Raw genomic sequence first — 15,790 nt, forward strand, 5'->3', positions numbered from 1 at the left:
ATAGGAAACGCGTGTCCTGAATTGAATCAGCCGGCGTACTGGGCGAAGACGCGGGTGAAGTCCCACGGCTGTTGGGAGACGCCCGAGCAGGTGTCCGCTCCGCCACCGGTGCAGGGCCGGTCACGGTTGACCGACCAGAAGGTCAGCCGGGCGAGATGGCGCTGCTGGGCGTAGCCCAGGATGGTGCGGAAGTCGCTCACGGTCACGGTCTCGCCGTTGTCGGTGATGCCGTTCATCGAGGAGATACCGGTGTGCCGGTACGCCTGGTCGTCCGTGTACCCGTAGGCGCTCTTGACCGTGTTCTTGAGCCCCTCGGCGGCGCGGAGGGTGAGCTGGCCCATGTTCTGCCCGGCTCCCCCGAAGTTGAACGGCATGATGGTCCAACTGTCCACGGTCAGACCGGCGGCGGCGGCCTTGCTGATCAGGCTGTTGTCGGGGCCGTTCTGGCCGGTGCCGAAGGTGATGTACACCTTGATACCGGGGTTGTTGGCCTTGACCGTCTTCAGCGCGTCGACCGTGCGCTGCTGGACGGTCGGGCTGTCGTACGCGGCGGCCTCGATGTCGATGTCGATCGCCTTGAGACCGTAGGCGTTGATGACCTTCTGATACGCGGCGGCCAGCTCGCCCGCGCTGCCGCAGGAGCTCTCCAGCTTGTTGCCGCTCCAGCCGCCGAAGGACGGGATGACATCGCCTCCGGCGGACCGCACGGTGTTGATGGTCTGCTGGTCGACGCCTCCGGTGAGCGGACGGCCACCGTCCCACTGCGGGTTGCAGTAGCCGTTGCTGAGCACGAAGGCGAGCGTGAACCACTTGACGCCGGTCGCGTTCATCACGGTGGTCGGGCTCGGCGGGCTGCCCCAGCCGTTGTAGAGGTACGGGGCCACGGCCATGGCTCCCGGCCCGGTCGGCGGAGTGCTGCCACCGTCCGGCGCCGTCCACTTCTGGTTGGTGGCGCCGGTGCAGGTCCATATCTGGAGCCGGGTGCCGTTGGCCGAACTCCCACCGGTGGCATCCAGGCACTTATCGGCCTGCGGATTGACGATGTCGCGCGCCGCCGGGAGCGACCACTGCTGGGCCGCGCTGCCGTTGCAGTCGTAGAGCTGGACCAGACTGCCATTGGCCGTGCCACCCGACGCCACGTCCAGACACTTCCCCAGCGCACGGACCGTGCCATCGCCACCAACGGTCCACTGCTGCGCGGCCGAGCCATTGCAGTCGTAGAGCTGGATCGGCGTGCCGTTCGCGCTGTTGGCGCCCGCCACGTCCACACACTTGCCGCCGACACCGGTGATCTGTCCGGTGGCCGCCACGGCACCATGCGCGGGAGCGCTGGTCAGGCCGGTGAGGAGGGCGGCGACGGCAGCGGCGCCCAGGATGCCGCGCACCGCGGGTCTGTGCAGAAGTCTCATGTTCATCCGGTCACCGTCCACTTCTGGTTGGCGGCGCCGGTGCAGGTCCATATCTGGAGCCGGGTGCCGTTGGCCGAACTGCCACCGGCGGCGTCCAGACACTTGTTGGCCTGTGGATTGACGATGTCGCGGGCCGCGGGAACGGCCCATTGCTGCGCCGCGCTGCCGTTGCAGTCGTAGAGCTGGACCAGACTGCCGTCGGCCGTGCCACCCGACGCCACGTCCAGACACTTCCCCAGCGCACGGATCGTCCCATCGCCACCAACGGTCCACTGCTGCGCGGCCGACCCATTGCAGTCGTAGAGCTGGATCGGCGTGCCGTTCGCGCTGTTGGCGCCCGCCACGTCCACACACTTGCCGCCGACACCGGTGATGGCACCGCCGCCCGGCTGTCCGCTGTCCGTGCTGACCCGGACGTAGTCGACGAGGAGTTGCTGCGGGAAGGCCGTGCTGCCGTTGGGGTCTCCGGGCCAGTAGCCGCCGACCGCCAGGTTGAGGATCACGAAGAAGGGCTTGTTGAACACCCACTGCCGGCCACCGAGATCGGCGGGGGTGCGCCGCTGATAGACGGTGCCGTCGACGGACCAGGTGATCGCGTTGGGGCTCCAGTCGACGGCGAAGGTGTGGAAGGCGTCGGCGAACGCCTGGCCACCGGGCAGGGAGTACCCGGCGCCGATACCGCCGGACCCCGAGTATCCGGGGCCGTGGAGGGTGCCGTGGACCGTGGACGGCTCGAAGCCCACGTTCTCCATGATGTCGATCTCACCCGAGTTGGGCCAGCCGACCTGTCCGATGTCATTGCCCAGCATCCAGAACGCCGGCCACATGCCCTGCCCGCGCGGAATCTTCATCCGGGCTTCGACCCGCCCGTAGGTGGTGGTGAACTTGCCGGACGTGTTCAGCCGGGCGGAGGTGTACTCACACCTTCCGTACCAGCACTGGTAGTTGCCCGGGTTCTCGCGGCGGGCGGTGATGGCCAGATGGCCCTGTCCGTCGAGGGCGGCGTTGCGGTTGCCCGCCGTGTAGTACTGCCGCTCGTGGTTGTTGACGTTGTCGCCCGTCTCGATCTGCCACTTGCCGCCGTCGACGGCGGAGCCCGCGGGCCCGTCGAACTCGTCGGAGAACGTGACGGCGGCGGCCTTGGCGGCCACGGCCGGTGGCGCGGCGGAATCCGCGGCGGAGGCGGGCGCGCCCTGCGCCAGTCCGGTGGACAGGGAGGCGAGGGCGAGGAACGAGACGACGGAGAGCAGCAGTCGCCGGGGTAAGCGCGGGGAGTCCATGACTCTCCCTTCCAGAAACATGTGCATGACAGGTACGGAGAGACATGGGCGCATGTGGAACCAACAGGTGGAAGCACGTGGTTACGGCGCCGACCGGGTGCGATGGGCGATCCGGGAGGTACTTAGTTCACTACGTGATTTAAGAAGTGAAGGAAAATCCTGTCAAGGGTTTGGTATGGACCATATGTGTGGACAGAATCGTCGTGGGCAACCGCACGACCGGTGACGGCCCGTCGGGGGATATCCCCCATTCCGGCCCTGGGGTGCGCCGGATCGCGCGGAGTTGGGAGCGAATCCAGCGTTCAGCCATGTCTCCGACTCTGCGAAAGCATCTCGCCCTGGCACTCGGTGTCGCTACGCTGTTCGCCACCGAGGTGGCCACCGCCGTCGCCCGGCCCGCCGGGCCCTCCCCCGTGGAGCGGCTGCGTCAGGACACCGAGGCGATCCACGCCCTCGGTGTCAGCGGTGTACAGGCCCGTGTGGTCGCGCCGGACGGTCGGCAGTCGGTCGCCACCAGCGGCACCGCCGACCTGAACACCGGCCGCCCCGTCTCTTCGGACGGCTACTTCCGCATGGCCAGCACCTCCAAGACACTGGTCGCCACCGTGGTCCTCCAACTGGAGGCCGAGGGCAGGCTCTCCCTGGACGACACGGTCGACCACTGGCTGCCGGGAGTGGTGCGGGGCAACGGCAACGACGGCCGCCGGATCACCGTCCGCCAACTGCTCCAGCACACCAGCGGCATCCACGACGACCTGCCCGGATACACCACGCCGGAGGAGTACTACCAGCAGCGCCACGACGTCCACGAGCCCGAGCAGTTGGTCGCCCGAGCCATGGCCCACGCACCGGACTTCGCGCCCGGCGAGGGCTGGGCGTACTCCAACACCGGCTACATCCTGCTCGACATGGTCATCGAGAAGGCCACCGGTCACCCCGCCCACCAGGAGATCGAAAACCGCGTCCTGCGCCCGCTCGGCCTCGACCGGACCCGGTGGCTGGGCACCTCGCCCACCCTTCCCCGGCCGCACGCCAGGGCCTACCAGCTCTTCGGCCCCGGCTCCCGGGTGGACGTCACCGACCAGATACCGGTGGACCAGGAGAGCCTTTCGTGGGTCACGACCACACGCGACGAGAACGACCTCTTCCGCGCGCTGCTCTCGGGCCGCCTGCTACCGGCGCGGCAATTGGCCGAGATGAAGCGGACCGTCCCCGTGAGCGAGGAGGTGCAACAGCTCTGGCCCGGCGGCCGATACGGGCTCGGCCTGGTCGAACGCCCGCTGAGCTGCGGAGGAACGTACTGGAGCCACGAGGGCGGAGACGGCGGCTACATCACCCTCAACGGCGTCACCGGCGATGGCAGGCGAAGCGCCGCGGTCTCCATGTCCGAGGCACGCGGTGAAACCCCGGAGCACATCCTGGAGCAGGAGAACGCGGCCGGCGCCCTCATCGACCACGCACTGTGCGCCGGGGGGGCGGCGCGGGGGCGCGGGCGCACGACCGCTGCCGGGACAGTAAGTTTGGACCCCGCGCCATGACACGCAACCTCCGCATGCCCCGCGCCCTCTTCCAAACCGGCTATGGCCGTACGCGTCGGCGTGCCCGGTCCGGGCCGCATACCGACTGACCGACCCCACGAGGACACAACACCGCCGTGACACCCGACGAACACTTCGGCCGCCTCGCGCCGCAGACCGTATGACGCCCGCCGGTTCCCGGGCCGTCCGGGAACCCGGCGGACCCGCAGGATCCGCAGGACCCGTCCGAGCCGTCGACTATCCTCACGCAGACGGCCTCGGTGCACACGATCGACTTGGGACAGACGTGCCGGAACTTGTACTGCATGCCAATGGACGCACCTGGACCCTGGACGCGTCCCGGAGCTACACCGTGGGGCGCGATCAGCAGGCCGACATCCCGACCATCGACCGCCGGGTCTCCCGGCGGCACATCACGATCCGCTGCGTCGGCGGGACATGGGTCATCGAGGACCTCGGCAGCGCGAATGGCACGTTCGCGGACGGACGCCGGGTCCAGCGGATGGAGATCGGCCACGGTTCGATCGTCCGGCTGGGGAACTTCTCCAGCGGCATGCGGCTGGACTTCACCGAGGCCGCACCGGCGCCGGGGGCGGCGCCGGTGAATGGCGACCAGGCGCCTGCTGCGGCGCAGGGCCGCACGGCGGCACCTCAGGGCGAGGCCCGTCCCGAGGCCCGTCCGCAGACTCATCCCGAGGCCCGTCCTGAGCCACGGCCCCAGGCCCGTCCCGAGCCCCGGCCTGAGCCCAGTCCCCAGCCCCGTCCCGAGGCCCATCCCCAGCCCCCTCACGGGGCGCCAGTTAATACGGGTTGGGGCACGGCGGCAGCCTCCGGTGCGCCCCCGGTGACACCCCATCCCCGGGCGGCGGAGGTTCCGGGAGCCCCGACGGGCACGGCAGCCTCAGCGGGCGCGGCAGCCTCGGCGGGGCAAGCGGCGGCGGCCCCGACCCGTACAGCAGGCCCGAGCGTCGCCCGGGAGCCGCACCGGCCCGCGGCCGGGGAGCCGCACCGGCCCGCGGCGCAAGCCGCGGACGGGCCCCATGAACCCGCCGCGACCCACTTCACCGACCGGAGCCCGTCGGGTGTCCACCGGCTCGTCCAGGGGCGGCCGATGCGTATCGGCCGGGCGCAGGACAACGAACTCGTGGTCGAGGGCCCGCATGTCTCCCGCCACCACGCGGAGTTCCGGCCCCTGCCCGGTGGCCGCTTCGAGATCGTCGACCTCGGCAGCCACAACGGCACCTTTGTCAACGGGCAGCCCGTGGACCGCCGCCGGCTCATCGGACCGCATGACATCGTCGGTGTCGGCCACTCCACCTTCCGCCTCGCCGGGGACCGGCTGGAGGAGTTCGCCGACACCGGTGAAGTCTTCTTCACCGCCCGGAACCTGACGGTGACCGTCGGGCGCGACAAGACCATCCTGGACGACGTCTCCTTCGGCGTCCCGGAGAAGTCCCTGGTGGCGGTGGTCGGGCCGTCGGGCTCCGGGAAGTCCACCCTCCTGCGCGCGCTCACCGGCTACCGGCCCGCCGACCGCGGCCAGGTCCTGTACGACCACCGCGATCTCTACACCGAGTTCGCCGAGCTGCGCCACCGTATCGGTCTCGTTCCGCAGGACGACATCCTGCACAAGGAGCTGACCGTCGACACCGCGCTGAAGTACGCCGCCAGGCTGCGCTTCCCCGGTGACACCAAGGCCGCCGAGCGCAAGGCCCGTATCGACGAGGTGCTCCAGGAGCTGAAGCTCGACGTCCACCGGGACAAGAAGGTCGCCTCGCTCTCCGGCGGTCAGCGCAAGCGGGTGTCCGTCGCCCTGGAGCTGCTGACCAAGCCCTCCCTACTCTTCCTCGACGAGCCGACCTCGGGGCTGGACCCGGGCCTGGACCGCGATGTCATGAAGTTGCTGCGGGGGCTCGCCGACGACGGCCGCACCGTGCTGGTGGTGACCCACTCCGTCGCCGAACTCGCCCTGTGCGACCGGGTGTTGGTGATGGCTCCCGGCGGCTCCGTGGCCTACTTCGGCGTCCCGGACGAGGCCCTGGAGTTCTTCGGCCACGAAAGCTGGGCCGATGTCTTCTCCGCCTTCGAGAACCATCGCGACGACGACTGGGGCGGGCGCTGGCGGACTTCCGCGCAGTACGCCCGGTGTGCCGCGGAGGTCGGCTCGGCCGTACCGCCGCGGCAGCCGGGCACCCTTCCGGAACAGCCGCCCGCGCGAGCCCTACAGCCCAAACGGCGGCACTGGGTCGCCCAGTTGTGGACCCTGATCCGCCGCTATCTGTCGGTCATCGCCTCCGACAAGGGCTTCATGGCGCTGATGCTGCTCCTCCCGGCCGTACTGGGCGGGGTGAGCTGTCTGGTTCCGGCGAAGTACGGACTCGTCCCGCCACCGCCCGACAGCGGTTTCCGCTACAACCAGGAGTCCGGAACCATTCTGCTGGTGCTCGTCATCGGCATGAGTTTCTCCGGGGCGGCCAACTCCGTACGCGAATTGATCAAGGAACGGGTGATCTACGAACGGGAGAGAGCCACCGGTCTGTCCCGGTCCGCGTATCTGATGTCGAAGGTGATCGTCCTCGGTCTGATCACCGCGATGCAGGGTGCCGTCCTCTGCGCGATCGGCTTCTCGGTCCGCCAACTGCCCGCCCAGGGGCTGCTCATGCCCACGGCCGTCGAGGTCTGCGTGGTGATCAGTGCGCTGGGCTTCACCTCCATGATGTTCGGCCTGGTCATCTCCGCGCTGGTGCGGACGGCCGAGAAGACCATGCCGCTGCTGGTGATGTTCGCCATCGTCCAGGTGGTCTTCACCGGCGTCCTCTTCAAGCTGTTCAGCTCCCCGGGCATCGAGCAGGTCGGCTGGCTGATGCCCGCCCGCTGGGCGGTCGCGGGCGCCGGAACCACACTCGACCTCGCGCACACCATGCCGCCCTGGAACCTCGACAAGCCGAATGAAGTCGACCCACTGTGGGCGCACACCGTGTCCCAGTGGGGCATCGACCTCGGTGTGCTCGTGGCGATCGGGCTGGTCTGCGGCTTCGTCGTGGCCCGTCTGCTGCGCCGGCACGAACCCGACGTCATGCGCGACTAGGCGGCGGCTTGGTGGCGGCTAGCCCTTGCCGAAGTGCACCGCCGGGAAGGCGCCCGCCGCCCTGAGGGTTTCGGTGAAGCCACCGGCCAGCTCGGTGAGGCGCGCGGTGGCGGCCGGGCCGAGGTGGTCGTACGGGGCGGCGTCGAGGCGGTCGGTGAGCGCCTCGGCCTCACCACGCAGGGCCGCGCCCGACTCCGTGAGATCCCCCGCCCGGTCCAGCAGGCCGCGCTCGCGCAACCGGTCCCGGGCGGCGGCCCACTGCTCGGCGGACCACCCGCGGGTCCGCATGAATGTCGCCGACGTCGGCGCGGTGCCGGTGGCGTTGTGCAGGACCAGCGCCTCGATCCCGGACAGGCCCGCGATCGCCAGGGCGAAGAGATGACCGTCGCCCCGGTGCTCGCGCAGCAGCGTCGCGGCGTGCCACAGGGCCAGATGTGGTTCCTCGGGCACCGGGAGGCCCGCGTTCGCGGCGTACAGCGGCCGCGCCTCCCGGTGGCACGCCTCGGTGGCGCGCAGCGCCAGCTCGGCGGCCTCGGCCATCTCCTTCGACGTCAGGGCATCCTCCCCGAGCAGCCGCCGCAGCACCTTGTCCGCGCCGCGCAGCCGGGCCGCGAGCACCGCCTCCGGGGTGGCGATGGCCCACGCGGCGGGGATGAACCGCCGCACATGCTCGTGGTTGAAGTTGTAGAACGTGGCCGAGACGGTGCCCGCGTCGACCGCCCCGAGCGGGGCCGCACGGTCCGCGAAGTAGGCCATGGACCCGCGCTCCAGCCCGAGCGCCGCGAGTTCGTCCTGCCGCTCGGGCGCGAAGTACACGCATGAGTGCAGGGGATTGACGACGCCGTGGCAGCGGCGGCCCGCGCTCGGCTCGAATGTGGTCGGGTCGGCGAGGCGCATCAGGCTTCCTTCGCGGGGTCGTGGTGGGTGCGGTCGGTCAGTACGGCCGCGGTCATGGTGAGGTGCTGCACCAGGACCTCGGCGGCGGTGTCGGCGTCGCGGGCCAGCGCCGCCTCCTCCAGCAGGCGGTGCTCGCGGGCGCCGTCCCGGTCCGGGTTGCGCTGCGCCGACCAGCGGCGGGCCAGTTCGCTCGCGGTCCACGTCCGGTCGAAGGTCTCCAGCAGGACGGGGTTGCCGCAGCCCTCCAGCAGGGTGCGGTGGAAGACCCGGTGGGCCTCGGCCCATGCGGCGCTGTAGTACTCGCCCTCCCCCGGTACATACGCCTGGGTCCGGGTCAGCCGGTGGTGGGCGGCGCGTACCCGGGACTCCCAGTCGACGTCGCCGCGCTCGATGGACATGCGCAGCACGACCGGTTCGATGGTCCGGCGGGCCTCGGCGATCTCCTGCCAGCGGCGGTCGGAGTGGGCCGGGACGGCGAAGCCGCGGTTGGGCAGCCGGTCGGCCAGGCCCTCGCCGACCAGCCGTACGAGCGCCTCGCGCACGACGGCCAGGCTCACGCCCTGTTCCTTGGCGAGGTCCTGCGGTTTGAGGGCGTCACCGGGGGCGTGGTCCCCGCGCATGATCGCGTCCCGCAGGTGTGCGTAGACCTGCTCGGAGAGCATCTGCTTCCCCGGCGAGGTCGACGTGTGGGTCGTCTGGGTCATGCCGCCATCATAGATGATCCCGCATATAATCGATTATTGCTGTTATGATCGATCGAGCGGTCGAACGGTGAGCGGCGACGGCGGTACCCCACGCGGCGCCGCGGCCCGCCATGGCCGCACATCACCACCACCCTCACAACACGGTCCGAAAGGAACGACGCGATGAGCGCCAACGACCCCTTCGCCCGCCTCCCCGAGGCGGCCTCCTTCACCGTCACCAGCACCACCGTCACCGACGGGGCCGCCTGGTCGATCGAGCAGTTCTCCGGCATCTCCGGCGTCCCCGGCGGGAAGGACGCCTCCCCGCAGCTCTCCTGGAGCGGCGCCCCGGAAGGCACCAAGAGCTACGCCGTCACCGTCTACGACCCCGACGCCCCCACCGGGTCCGGGTTCTGGCACTGGGCGGTCGCCGACATCCCCGCCACCGTCACCGAGCTGCCCGAGGACGCCGGCGACGACACCGGCTCGGGCCTGCCCGAGGGTGCCTTCCAACTGCCCAACGACGCCCGCGCAGCCCGCTTCATAGGCGCCGCCCCGCCGGCCGGACACGGTCCGCACCGCTACTTCGTCGTGGTGCACGCCCTCGACGTCGAGTCCATCGGCGTCCCGGCCGACGCCACCCCGGCCGTCCTCGGCTTCACCATGGCCGGACACATCCTCGGCCGCGCGGTCCTGACCGCCACCGCCGAAACCCCCGCCTGACGCACAGCGGGTCCAGGGCGCGGCCCGCCTGCGCGAGCAACGCGATCTGCCGGTGGCGGTTCCAGGACGGGACGGGCCACTCGGTCCGCAAGGGCGACCACGCCGGGCACTACAGCGGCCGGTTCGGCTCGAAGATCGACGCGGTGGGCGACAACTGCTGAGGTCGGTAGCATCGCGGTGAACCTACAGCGGCCCGCCACCCGTGAAGGAGCGCCGACGTGCGACTCAGCCCGCGCACCGTGCAGGAGATCGATTCGCCGATGGGCGCGACGTATGCCCTGCTGGCGGGCCGCAGCGGCGAGCGGGCGCTGCTCGATCTGGCTCAGGCCGCGCCGAGCTATCCGCCCGCGCCCGAGATGGTCGAGCACGTCGCCAAGGTCGCGCACGAGCCGAACGGCGCCGCGTATGTGCCGAGCCCCGGACTGCCCCGGCTGCGGGATGCCTTCGCCGCCGACCTCAGCCGGGGCTACCAGAGCCCGGTGGGGGCTGACCAGATGGTCGTCACCGCTGGCTGCAACCAGGCGTTCTGCCTGGTCGCGCAGGCCCTCACCGAGCCGGGCGACGAGGTCATCGAAGTCCTGCCGTACTACTTCAACTACGACATGTGGCTGCGCATGAACGGCGTGGTGCCGCGCTACCTGGAGCCCGGGCCCGATCTCGTGCCCGACCCGGAGGCGGCCGAAGCGCTCATCACCCCGCGTACCAGGGCGATCGTGCTGGTCACCCCGGGCAACCCGAGCGGTGTCACCATTCCGCCGGATGTGCTCGCGGACTTCTACGCGGTGGCGAAGCGGCACGATATCGCGCTGATCGTGGACGAGACCTACCGCTCGTTCCGCGACACCGTGCGCCCGGCGCACGACCTGTTCGCCGAGCCGGACTGGGCCCGGACCCTGGTCAGCCTGCACAGCTTCTCCAAGGACCTCGCGATTCCCGGCTACCGGGTGGGCGCCGTCGTCGCCTCGCCCGAGCTGAACCGCGAGGTGATGAAGTTGCTCGACTGCGTGGCGATCTGCCCGCCACGCGTCGGGCAGGAGGCCGCCTGGGCCGGGCTGACCTCGGCCCAGGAATGGCGGCGTGCGCGCGCCAACGAGGCCACGGAGAAGCGGCGTTGGCTGGAGACCGTGCTGGCCGAGCGGCCGGGCGGTTTCGAGCTGCTGAGCTGCGGAGGGTTCTTCGGCTGGGTCCGCCACCCCTTCGCCGACCGCGGCACCGACGACGTCGTGCGCGACCTCATCACCCGCTACGACACGCTCGTCATCCCGGGCACCGCCTTCCTGCCCCACGACCGCCAGGTCTTCCGGGTCAGCTTCGGCAACGTGGACCGGGCCGGGCTCAGCGAATTCGCCGGGCGGCTCGAGCTGATGGCCAAGGATCTCCTTGGCTGACCCCGCGGGCCGCGGCCGACCTGGCTCTTGACCTTGCCCGAGGGTCAAGGCCGAGGGTGGCGGTGGCGACCGGGCAGGGTGCTCGGCTCCGGCCGTACCGGGAGGAACCCGCAGTGGATGACGACGCTCTTCTGACCGAGCAGCTCGCCTACTACAGGGCGGGCGCGGCGGAATACGACCGGCCGTACGCGGAGCGCGAGGACCTGCGGGAGTTGCTGGCCGCCGTCGATGACCTCCCGATCGCCGGGGATGTGCTGGAGCTGGCGTGCGGGACGGGGCAGTGGACCTCGTTGCTCGCCACGCGGGCGCGTTCGGTGACGGCCGTGGACGCGGCGGCTGAGGTGCTGGCCCTCGCTCGTGCGCGTACCGCGTCCGCCACCGTCCAGTTCGTTCAGGCCGACCTCTTCGAGTGGCGGCCGCCGCGCCGCTACGACACGGTGTTCTTCGCCTTCTGGCTCTCCCACGTGCCACCGGCGCGGTTGCCCGGCTTCTGGAACACCGCCGCCTCCGCACTCGCCCCGGGTGGCAAGGCGGTCTTCATCGATGACGGTCCCGCCGCGTCCGCCGAGGAGGACGTCCGCTCCGGCCAGCCCACTCCGATGGCCGTGCGCCGACTCGATGACGGTAGCCAGTACCGCATCGTGAAGGTGTTCCACGACCCCTCCTCGCTCACCGCCGACCTCACGGCGCTGGGCTGGTCGGCCCATATCCGGCTGGTGGCCGGGAAGTTCATCGGCGTCGCGGAACCACCGGCCACCCCCGCCTGAGAACGGGCCCGGGTCCGGGCCCGGGTCCGGGTCCGGGTCCGGGTCCGGGTCCGGGTCCGGGTCCGGGTCCGGGTCCGGGTCCGGGTCCGGCGAGGGTCAGCGGCCCCTCGTCTCAGGCCACGTGCAGCAGGGCGCTGGTCTCGGCGGACGACATCTCGGTGGCGTAGACGCGACTGCCCGGCTGGTGCTTGCGGCCGCCCTCGCCCAGGTGCCCGGCGTCCACGGCGTCGAAGCCGATATCGCGGATCAGCCCGGCCACCGCGGCCTTGGCCTCCTCGTCGTTGCCGGACAGCGGGATGGCCACCCGGTCGGTGGCGCCCTGGGGGCGGGCGTGGTCGCGCAGGTTCTCCCAGTAGATCGCGTTGAACGCCTTGACCAGGTTGGCGCCGGTGTGGGCCTGGATCTTCTCGCTGGAGGTGGTGGCGTCGCCGTCGAGCTCCGGGTCGTGTCCGTCCCGCTCGGGGTAGTAGTTGCAGGTGTCCATCACGACCTTGCCGCGCAGCGGCTCGGTCGGCAGCTCCTGGTAGCGGCCGTAGGGGATGGACACGACCACCGCCTCGCCGAACCGCGCCGCCTCCTCGGCGGTCACCGCGCGGATCGGGCCACCGATGTCGGCCACCAGGTCGGCCAGGGTGTCCGGGCCACGGGAGTTGGCGAGCGCCACGTCGTAGCCGATCGCGGTGAAGTGGCGGGCCAGCGTCGAGCCGATGCGGCCCGCTCCGATGATTCCGATGCGCACGGCGTGCTTCCCTTCCTCGTCCACGGGTGGGCCACCAACCGGGTAACCCCCGCCCCGCGGGTCATGCACCCGGCCCCGGCGCATATCGCGAACAGGAGCGGAAGCGGGAGCGAGCGGGCCCGGCACACGTCGTATCCCGCTGGGAGGCCGGGTCCCGAGCCCGTGCTACGCCTTGCGCGTGACACACTCCGGAGCGGCCGCGTCGGAGCCGCCCCGCACGGCGGCGGGCCTGTTCCATCGGACCATGGCGACCACACCACCGGCCCTGCGGACCCGCTTCACGGAACTCGTCGGCTGCACGGTGCCCGTCCAGCAGGCCGGTATGGGCTGGGTGAGTGGCGTGGACCTCGCGGCCGCGGTCTCCGAGGCCGGTGGCCTCGGCATGGTCGCCTTCCCGATGGCGACACCGGAGGCCCTCACCGGGCTGCTGGAGGACGTACGGCGGCGAACCACCCGTCCGGTGGGGGTCAATTTCGCCCTTCCCGTCCTCCAGGACCCGGTGTGCGTCGACATCGCCGCGGAGCGGATGTCCGTCGTCGAGTTCTTCTGGGCGGCCCCCTCCCCTCGGCTGGTCGCTCGGGGCAAGGCGGGCGGGGCGCTCGCCGCGTGGCAGGTCGGCTCGGTGGCGGAGGCACGGGAGGCGGCCGACACGGGGTGCGACTTCGTCGTCGTCCAGGGAGCGGAGGCGGGCGGCCACGTCCGCGGATCCCGGGCCCTGCTGCCGCTGCTCTGCGAGGTGGTGGAGCATGTCGACATCCCCGTGGTCGCGGCAGGCGGCATCGCCACCGCGAGATCCGTGGCGGCGGTCCTCGCCGCCGGCGCCGATGCCGCTCGTATCGGGACCCGGTTCATCGCCACGACCGAAGCCGACGCGCACCCGGAGTATCAGCAGGCCCTGATCCGGGCCGGTGCCGCAGACACCGTGCTCACCACGCAGTTCTCGGTCATGTGGCCCGACGCACCGCACCGGGTCCTCTCGGCCTGCGTCGACCGCGCCCGCGGCCTCGACACGGATGTGGCGGGCGAGATCGTGCTGGCCGGTGCCACCGTGCCGGTCCCGGCATCCAGTCCGTTCTGCCCGACCCGGACCGTGACCGGGCAGGTGGACGCGATGCCGCTCTACGCGGGCGAGTCGGTCGGCGCCGTCACGAGGATCGAACCCGCCGCGGACGTGATCCGCGAACTCGCCACCGGCGCGGTGGCCCGCCTGCGCGGGGCGCTCCCCGGCCGGGATTCCGACTGACGAGACGGGCTTAGGTCTCCGGCCCCGTTTCAACGACCACCAAGGTCGTTCGGAAGCCCGATGCCGCCTTCTCGGGGCGGAGCCATCATGCCAGTGGAGACCTGCCGAAAGGAGCACACCATGTCCTACCCGGAAGACCTCGAATACCCGGAGCCTCGCTACCACGGCGACAGGGGCGAAGTGAACGCGACCTTCCGCCCGGCCGGCACCCCGCCGGACCTCTCCTCACCCGGCGGCTCGACCCACTATCTCGCCACCAGCGAGTCGACCGGCGGCGAATTCGGCCTCTACAAGGTGGAGATGGGGCCACGGTCCGGCGGGCCCAAGACCCATTTCCACAAGGCCATCTCCGAGTCGTTCTACATCCTCTCGGGCAAGCTGGAGCTCTACAACGGCGAGAAGTGGATCACCGGCCGCGAGGGCGACTTCCTGTACGTACCGGTCGGTGGCCTGCACGCGTTCAAGAACGTGGCGGACGAGCCCGTGTCCATGCTCCTGCTCTTCGCCCCGGGCGCTCCCCGCGAGGAGTACTTCGAGCGGGTCGCGGAGATGACCCGGCGCGGCGGCGAGGAACTCAAGCGGTTCCGCATCCGGCACGACAGCTACTTCGTGGAGGACTTCGAACCCGGGACGGAGTAGTCCCGGTCCCTGATGCGGTCCGCCCTGGCGTGCCGTCAAGAGTTGGCATGCGCGGGTGCGGACAGCCCGCGTATGTCTCCAATTCTGAAGTGGGGGAAGCGATACTTCCGTGAGGTCGCGGCCATCCGACGGGCTTACGTTCAACTGGTGAACTCGGCGCGGCTCTTGACCGGCAAGGGCAGGGTCCAAGACAGTCGTTCTGTGTGAGCGCTCTCTCGACCCGATGGCGCTCGCGCTCTGTCCCTGTGCCCGAGTCCCCGTAGCCCCGCCTCCATCACACCCCACGCCAGGAGCGGGCTATGGGGGCTCGCACACCCCGTCACCGACGGTCCTTCGAAGGAAAGCAGCCCCCCACATGTTCAGGATCACCTCACATACGACGGCGGAGGCCAAGCCCCGCCGCCGACGACGCGTACTGGCCTTCGTGGCCGCCCTGTCGCTTCCGCTGACCGGACTGCTGGCTCTCACCGTGTCCTCCAACACCGCCGCCGCGGGTGAACCCACCGCCGCGGCCGAGTGGACCACCGTCTTCCAGGACGACTTCGACGGCGCGGCGGGCACCGGTCTGAACAAGGACGACTGGCTGTACGACATCGGCACCGGCTACCCGGGTGGCGCCCCGAACTGGGGTACCGGGGAGGTCGAGTCGGTCACGGACTCGACCGAGAACGTCTACCACGACGGCGAGGGTCACATGGTGATCAAGCCGATCCGCGACGGTTCCGGGAAGTGGACGTCCGGCCGGGTGGAGACCCAGCGCACCGACTTCGAGGCCCCGGCCGGTGGGCAGTTGGAGATCAGTGCCTCGCTCAAGCAGCCCAACCCGGAGAAGGCCCTGGGAATCTGGCCCGCCTTCTGGGCCATGGGCGCCGACGCCCGTCCGACCGGCGCCACCAACTGGCCGAGCATCGGCGAGCTGGACATCATGGAGAACGTCAACGGGCTGAGCAAGCACTCGAACACCTTCCACTGCGGGGAGTGGGCCGGTGAGTGCCACGATCCGGACGGGATCACCAGCGACCTGCTGCCGTGCGACGGCTGTCAGACCGACTACCACACGTACTCCGTGATCGTGGATCGCACCGACACCTCCGCCGAGCAACTGCGCTTCTACCTCGACGGCAAGGAAACCTTCACGGTGAAGCAGAACCAGGTGTCCGCCGAGACCTGGAAGAAGGCGGTCGACCACGGATTCTTCGCCATCTTCAACGTGGCGGTCGGCGGCTCCTACCCGAACAAGGTCTGCGGCTGCACCTCACCGGCGGCGGACACCACCTCCGGTGAGGGGATGAGCGTGGACTGGTTCTCCGTCAAGGTGAGCCAGTAGCGACAACACGGTTTCCCGGCGAGGTCGGTCTCCACGATCCGGTTGTGGTCGTGGAGCCCGACCTCGCCG

Annotated in this window: 13 protein-coding genes; 8 read left to right on the top strand and 5 right to left on the bottom strand. The window is 70.5% G+C overall.

All coding sequences use genetic code 11. The features are described from left to right. Positions 1-26: 26 nt before the first annotated feature. On the bottom strand, positions 27-1,415 hold the full coding sequence (locus ACK1X7_RS08595) for a ricin-type beta-trefoil lectin domain protein (protein ID WP_413114891.1): 1,389 nt from the start codon (positions 1,413-1,415) through the stop codon (positions 27-29). After that, positions 1,412-2,689, bottom strand: coding sequence for a ricin-type beta-trefoil lectin domain protein (locus ACK1X7_RS08600; protein WP_385148553.1), 1,278 nt, complete (start codon positions 2,687-2,689; stop codon positions 1,412-1,414). Before ACK1X7_RS08600 ends, ACK1X7_RS08595 begins: the two co-directional genes overlap by 4 nt. A gap of 308 nt (positions 2,690-2,997) precedes the next feature. Here ACK1X7_RS08600 and ACK1X7_RS08605 point away from each other — a divergent pair, with 308 nt between their 5' ends. Together ACK1X7_RS08605 and ACK1X7_RS08610 are read left to right on the top strand one after the other, a co-directional pair. After that, the gene (locus ACK1X7_RS08605; RefSeq protein WP_413114892.1) at positions 2,998-4,227 is read left to right on the top strand and encodes a serine hydrolase domain-containing protein; all 1,230 of its coding nucleotides are present in this window, start codon (positions 2,998-3,000) and stop codon (positions 4,225-4,227) included. 286 nt (positions 4,228-4,513) lie between these two features. Continuing rightward, positions 4,514-7,315, top strand: a complete 2,802-nt coding sequence (locus ACK1X7_RS08610; RefSeq protein ID WP_413114893.1) for an FHA domain-containing protein — start codon at positions 4,514-4,516, stop codon at positions 7,313-7,315. Between the two features lie 18 nt (positions 7,316-7,333). On the opposite strand, the gene ACK1X7_RS08615 is transcribed toward ACK1X7_RS08610, so the two are convergent. Both ACK1X7_RS08615 and ACK1X7_RS08620 read right to left on the bottom strand, forming a co-directional pair. Continuing rightward, a complete protein-coding gene (locus ACK1X7_RS08615) occupies positions 7,334-8,212 on the bottom strand; it encodes an SCO6745 family protein (RefSeq protein ID WP_390792597.1) in 879 nt (292 codons plus the stop codon). Next, positions 8,212-8,916 carry a GntR family transcriptional regulator gene (locus ACK1X7_RS08620; RefSeq protein ID WP_385148544.1) on the bottom strand — a complete coding sequence of 235 codons (705 nt, stop codon included), beginning with the start codon at positions 8,914-8,916 and terminating at the stop codon, positions 8,212-8,214. The genes ACK1X7_RS08615 and ACK1X7_RS08620 overlap by 1 nt, the downstream gene beginning before the upstream one ends. Before the next feature lie 162 nt (positions 8,917-9,078). Between ACK1X7_RS08620 and ACK1X7_RS08625 the strand changes: the two genes are divergently transcribed. From ACK1X7_RS08625 to ACK1X7_RS08635, 3 genes are all read left to right on the top strand, one after another. Then, positions 9,079-9,618: a YbhB/YbcL family Raf kinase inhibitor-like protein gene (locus tag ACK1X7_RS08625; protein ID WP_383148227.1), complete on the top strand. Its 540-nt coding sequence runs from the start codon at positions 9,079-9,081 to the stop codon at positions 9,616-9,618. A 218-nt stretch (positions 9,619-9,836) separates the two neighbouring features. Continuing rightward, positions 9,837-11,006, top strand: coding sequence for an aminotransferase (locus ACK1X7_RS08630; RefSeq protein ID WP_390792596.1), 1,170 nt, complete (start codon positions 9,837-9,839; stop codon positions 11,004-11,006). A gap of 113 nt (positions 11,007-11,119) precedes the next feature. Next, positions 11,120-11,773 carry a class I SAM-dependent methyltransferase gene (locus ACK1X7_RS08635; RefSeq protein WP_413114894.1) on the top strand — a complete coding sequence of 218 codons (654 nt, stop codon included), beginning with the start codon at positions 11,120-11,122 and terminating at the stop codon, positions 11,771-11,773. Positions 11,774-11,885: 112 nt separating this feature from the next. On the opposite strand, the gene ACK1X7_RS08640 is transcribed toward ACK1X7_RS08635, so the two are convergent. Beyond that, on the bottom strand, positions 11,886-12,512 hold the full coding sequence (locus ACK1X7_RS08640; RefSeq protein WP_390792594.1) for an NADPH-dependent F420 reductase: 627 nt from the start codon (positions 12,510-12,512) through the stop codon (positions 11,886-11,888). A 178-nt stretch (positions 12,513-12,690) separates the two neighbouring features. Between ACK1X7_RS08640 and ACK1X7_RS08645 the strand changes: the two genes are divergently transcribed. The 3 genes from ACK1X7_RS08645 to ACK1X7_RS08655 all read left to right on the top strand — a co-directional run bounded on the left by ACK1X7_RS08645 (position 12,691) and on the right by ACK1X7_RS08655 (position 15,721). After that, a complete protein-coding gene (locus tag ACK1X7_RS08645) occupies positions 12,691-13,755 on the top strand; it encodes an NAD(P)H-dependent flavin oxidoreductase (protein ID WP_413114895.1) in 1,065 nt (354 codons plus the stop codon). Between the two features lie 120 nt (positions 13,756-13,875). Next, positions 13,876-14,394 carry a cupin domain-containing protein gene (locus tag ACK1X7_RS08650; RefSeq protein ID WP_390792592.1) on the top strand — a complete coding sequence of 173 codons (519 nt, stop codon included), beginning with the start codon at positions 13,876-13,878 and terminating at the stop codon, positions 14,392-14,394. A gap of 355 nt (positions 14,395-14,749) precedes the next feature. Further along, the gene (locus ACK1X7_RS08655) at positions 14,750-15,721 is read left to right on the top strand and encodes a glycoside hydrolase family 16 protein (RefSeq protein WP_385148529.1); all 972 of its coding nucleotides are present in this window, start codon (positions 14,750-14,752) and stop codon (positions 15,719-15,721) included. Positions 15,722-15,790: the final 69 nt, after the last annotated feature.

The sequence above is a fragment of the Streptomyces sp. CY-1 genome (assembly GCF_047218265.1).
Classification (GTDB): domain Bacteria; phylum Actinomycetota; class Actinomycetes; order Streptomycetales; family Streptomycetaceae; genus Streptomyces; species Streptomyces niphimycinicus.